4 protein-coding genes and 1 pseudogene are annotated in these 4,043 nt (G+C 39.6%); 4 read left to right on the top strand and 1 reads right to left on the bottom strand.

All coding sequences use genetic code 11. The annotated features are described in order from the left end of the window. From PR675_RS20330 to ccmB, 4 genes and pseudogenes are all read left to right on the top strand, one after another. Nucleotides 1–149, top strand: a pseudogene (locus PR675_RS20330) (IS5/IS1182 family transposase); the annotation flags it as partial. A gap of 157 nt (nucleotides 150–306) precedes the next feature. After that, nucleotides 307–1,482, top strand: coding sequence for an ion channel (locus PR675_RS20325; RefSeq protein WP_272582959.1), 1,176 nt, complete (start codon nucleotides 307–309; stop codon nucleotides 1,480–1,482). Nucleotides 1,483–1,497: 15 nt separating this feature from the next. Further along, nucleotides 1,498–2,115 (top strand): cytochrome c biogenesis heme-transporting ATPase CcmA, encoded by a 618-nt coding sequence (gene ccmA / locus PR675_RS20320; protein WP_004927393.1) that lies wholly within the window; start codon nucleotides 1,498–1,500, stop codon nucleotides 2,113–2,115. Next, complete coding sequence (gene ccmB, locus PR675_RS20315) at nucleotides 2,115–2,780, top strand: heme exporter protein CcmB (protein WP_004927397.1); 666 nt, start codon at nucleotides 2,115–2,117, stop codon at nucleotides 2,778–2,780. The genes ccmA and ccmB overlap by 1 nt, the downstream gene beginning before the upstream one ends. Before the next feature lie 204 nt (nucleotides 2,781–2,984). Here ccmB and ugpQ read toward each other — a convergent pair whose 3' ends face one another. Then, complete coding sequence (gene ugpQ, locus PR675_RS20310; protein ID WP_272582958.1) at nucleotides 2,985–3,725, bottom strand: glycerophosphodiester phosphodiesterase; 741 nt, start codon at nucleotides 3,723–3,725, stop codon at nucleotides 2,985–2,987. Nucleotides 3,726–4,043 lie beyond the last annotated feature (318 nt).

The raw sequence follows: 4,043 nt of genomic DNA, 5'->3' as shown, positions 1-4,043 counted from the left end.
CTCACCGCTGGGTTGTAGAGAGAACACACAGTTGGATGAATCGCTACCGTCGTGTCCTGACTAGTTGGGAGAAGAAAGTCGAGAATTATGAGGCGATGCTGCATTTTGCCTGTGGTATCATTGTCTGGACTAAAAACCTATTGGGATAGGTTCTAAGTATAAAAATGGAACTGTATCAGTTGATATAGGGATATGTCGGTTATACCAATAAAATCAACCGAAGAACGGCATTCTAACTAACATCAATGACCAACATGTGTTATATAGACTTTATGTAATCTTATCTGAGCAGAGGGTGAAGGAAAAATGTCAGATAACGCGTTTATTGCTTTTCTGAAATCATCCTTATTTATCCGTTTAATCATCTCAATACTTATCATTTTTGATGGTTTTATGATTATTAAGCCTATATTGGGGGCTTATACTGACTATATTGATTGGCGAGCGAATGGGTTTAGTGAGTGGCTTAAATCTCTCGGCTTTATGAAGTTGCTTGATATCCCTCGTTTTTTGTTAGGAATTTCATTGATATTTTTATCTTTTTTCATGCTTAATGGCGCCCGAATTGCATGGGTGTTTTCACTGCTTTTACTGGCCATTATTTCGTTTGTTGATTTAAAAATTGCAACGGAAAACCTTCATCAAGGTTATTTTTCGCTGATCCTTTTTTTGGCGTTGAGCTTTTTTTGGAAGCGTTATCATCATCACAGCTTAACCAGTGCGGGATTTGTGGCGATAACTTGTATCATTGCATTATTGCTTTATTCCATTTTTGGCACACTCTATATTGGTAATGAATTTCTACCTGTCGTTAAAGATGGAACCACGGCATTTTATTTCGCGTTAGTTTGTATGACGACCGTCGGTTTCGGCGATATAGTACCAGTCTCTACAGATGCTCGGGTATTTACTGTTACGGTCATTATTCTTGGTATTACAATTTTTACAACATCAGTGGTTTATGTTGTAGGGCTGTTAGCTAAAGGAACAAAGGAAATTGTTCGCAAGAGGTTTTCTTATATGAAAAATCATTATGTTGTAATTGGTAGTACGCCAATGGCGGTAAGCATGTATGAAGGGTTAAAAAATCGCGAACTGCCAGTTGCGGTGATCTGCCAAGAAAGTCATCGCGCACATTATCCTGAGAAAGATAATATCGTCACTGGTGACCCTACAGATACAGCGCTATTAGCCGAATCGAATGTTAAACAGGCAAAATATGTATTAGTGATGACAGATAGCGACGCCTTAAGTACTTTTGTTCTCTTAGGGATAAAACAACTTGCTGGTGAAGGTGTAAAAACGGTGGTATTGGTTAACCAAGAAAGCAATATAGATAAAATTCGCCTGCTTAACCCCGACATGCTGTTTTCATTATCTTCTTTAGGGGGCGAAGTTTTGATGAAAGTGCTTTGCGGTGAAACAATATCAAATGACAGTATTAGTGATATTCTGTTAAATAAAGTGGCGAAAAACGAATAACAGGAATAAAACACTATGTTAACTGCCGAGCAAATCAGTTGTCAGCGGCAAAACAGGATGCTTTTTCAAAAGCTGGATTTCACCGTATTGCCCGGCCAAATTTTACAAGTTGAAGGGCCTAATGGTGCGGGTAAAACGACCTTATTACGTATGGTGGCTGGGCTGTTAAAACCCGATGAAGGGGATATTTTGTGGGAGCAACATTCGATTCATCAGTTAAAAGAAGATTTTACTCGTCAATTACTTTACTTAGGGCACAAGCCAGCCGTTAAATCACTACTCACTCCTTATGAGAATCTACAGTTTTATTATCAGATGCAGCATCGCCATCCTGCCGGGGATAGTTTGTGGTCGGCTCTCGAAGAAGTGTCACTCATTGGCTATGAAGATGTTCCTGTTGGTCAGTTATCAGCGGGGCAACAAAGGCGAGTGAATCTTGCAAGGTTATGGTTAAGTGAAGCTCCTTTGTGGGTGTTGGATGAGCCTTTTACTGCTATTGATGTCGCAGGCGTGAAACGTCTTACCGAACGCTTTCATCAGCATGCTGAACAAGGTGGGATCATTCTTTTTACTTCTCATCAAGCTATGTCGGGGCATTTTGGATCCTTAAAACTGACGGGCGGATATGAATAATGTTTTGGCTAGTGATTAAAAGAGAACTAAAAATAGCATTTAGAAGTTTTTCTGAATTGGTAAACCCATTATGGTTCTTCTTAATTGTTATTACGTTATTTCCATTGAGCATAGGGCCTGAGCCTCAGTTATTAGCACGTATCGCTGTTGGCATTTTTTGGGTAGCCGCGGTGCTTTCTTCTTTATTATCGCTCGAACGTCTCTTTAAAGATGACTATCTGGATGGTTCGTTAGAACAACTGTTGCTCGCACCGCATCCACTATTTTTAACGGTATTAGCTAAAGTGATTGCTCACTGGCTGGTAACTGGAGTGCCGCTAATCTTACTTTCACCGATAGCAGCTTTAATGCTCTCTTTTGACGCGAATACCCTTTCTGTACTTGCAGGTACTTTGTTGCTAGGTACACCGATCCTGAGCTTTATTGGTGCAATAGGGGCTGCTTTAACGGTATCTCTGAAAAAAGGGGGAGTACTCGTGAGTTTACTGGTGCTGCCGCTGTATATTCCTGTGCTCATTTATGCAACGGGAACAATGGAAGCGTATAGTTTTAATATGCCTTTGGGGAGTTATTTTGCGATTCTAGCTGCATTGTTAGTGGGGAGCGTGACATTTTCGCCTATCGCAATTGCCGCAGCATTAAAAATTAATATCAGTCATAATTAAACACGGTACCCAAAAACATCACTAAGGCGGTTGCACTATTTTTCAATCAGCTCCATCGTTAAAAGCAAATTAGAGTCGGGGGATAGCAATCTTCATCGTGATAAGCATAAAGCCAGAAGTGAGATTCAATGCTGGCTTTATGCTTTTTAATTATGCGGCGAGTGAAATAGTAGGTATCTATAGTTCAGTATGTAATCTATTTAATTAGGCACCAAAGTTGGGGCCAATGATATCAATCGCATCCGTACAAATTACATCAACTCCCCAATTTAAAAGTTGCGAAGCGCGCGCAGGATCATTAACGGTATAAACTAAAATGTATAAGCCAGCCTCTTTTAAGCGTTTTACGCGTTTCTCATCCAATAATGTATGATCTAAATGGATGGAGACACAATCAAGCTGTGTTGTAAGGGTTTGCCAATCATCTCGCCATTCATCTAATAATAACCCTCTCGGTAGTTCAGGAGCGTATTGTTGAGCCGAAATTAGTGCTTCAATTGAGAAAGATGAAATCAATGGGGCTGTTTGCCCTTGCCACAGTTGACGAGCTGCAAGCGCAACAATTTGACCTGTTTTAGCTTCCAAGCCTGTCGTTGGTTTGATCTCAATATTTGCCATCATGCCATGTTGCTGACAACGTTTTGCGACCTCAGAGAGTAAAGGCAGCCGCTCTTTGGCGAATTCTGGACCATACCAGCTTCCAGCATCGATATTTGATAATTGCTTCCAATTTAATTCGCCTGCAATACCATGACCATCACTGGTGCGCTCAAGAGTATCATCATGTAATAAAAAGATTTGATTATCATGGGAAAGTTTGGAATCAAACTCGATCATGGTATGTCCATATTTTGCGCCAATATCAATGGCTGCGAGTGTATTTTCAGGAGCGAGTCTGCCACCACCACGATGGGCAACAATTTTAGGATAAGGCCAAGAGTTCATAATGTTGTCTATTTTCCTATTAAAGAAATACAACGGCTTTTTAAAGCGGTGTGACCAGTATTATAGCCGAATGTCACATTATCTTACTCTTTAGCAGCTGTAAATGAAGATTAGCTCTAGAGGTAAGTTATCTATTTACAGAAAAGCGGGTGTTTATGAGAAAATAATTTTCAAAAAAACGATATAAATGCCTATATTTGTTTTTTTTATTGGTATTTTAATTTCATTTATTACTCCAATAATAATTATCTAAAAGTGTTATCTTGGCGCCTTTACCGAAATTGTTTCGTTTTGTAGGATACTTAACTTTGTTCTGCG

This window comes from Providencia sp. PROV261 (assembly GCF_028477945.1).
Taxonomy (GTDB): Bacteria; Pseudomonadota; Gammaproteobacteria; order Enterobacterales; family Enterobacteriaceae; genus Providencia; species Providencia stuartii.
Note: the sequence above shows the minus strand (reverse complement) of the source record. Positions and strands in the feature narration are given on the sequence as shown.

Coding starts and splice junctions, on each gene's coding strand:
- PR675_RS20325 (WP_272582959.1), top strand. CDS start 307: ATGTCAGATAACGCGTTTATTGCTTTTCTGAAATCATCCTTATTTATC.
- ugpQ (WP_272582958.1), bottom strand. CDS start 3,725: ATGAACTCTTGGCCTTATCCTAAAATTGTTGCCCATCGTGGTGGTGGC.
- ccmA (WP_004927393.1), top strand. CDS start 1,498: ATGTTAACTGCCGAGCAAATCAGTTGTCAGCGGCAAAACAGGATGCTT.
- ccmB (WP_004927397.1), top strand. CDS start 2,115: ATGTTTTGGCTAGTGATTAAAAGAGAACTAAAAATAGCATTTAGAAGT.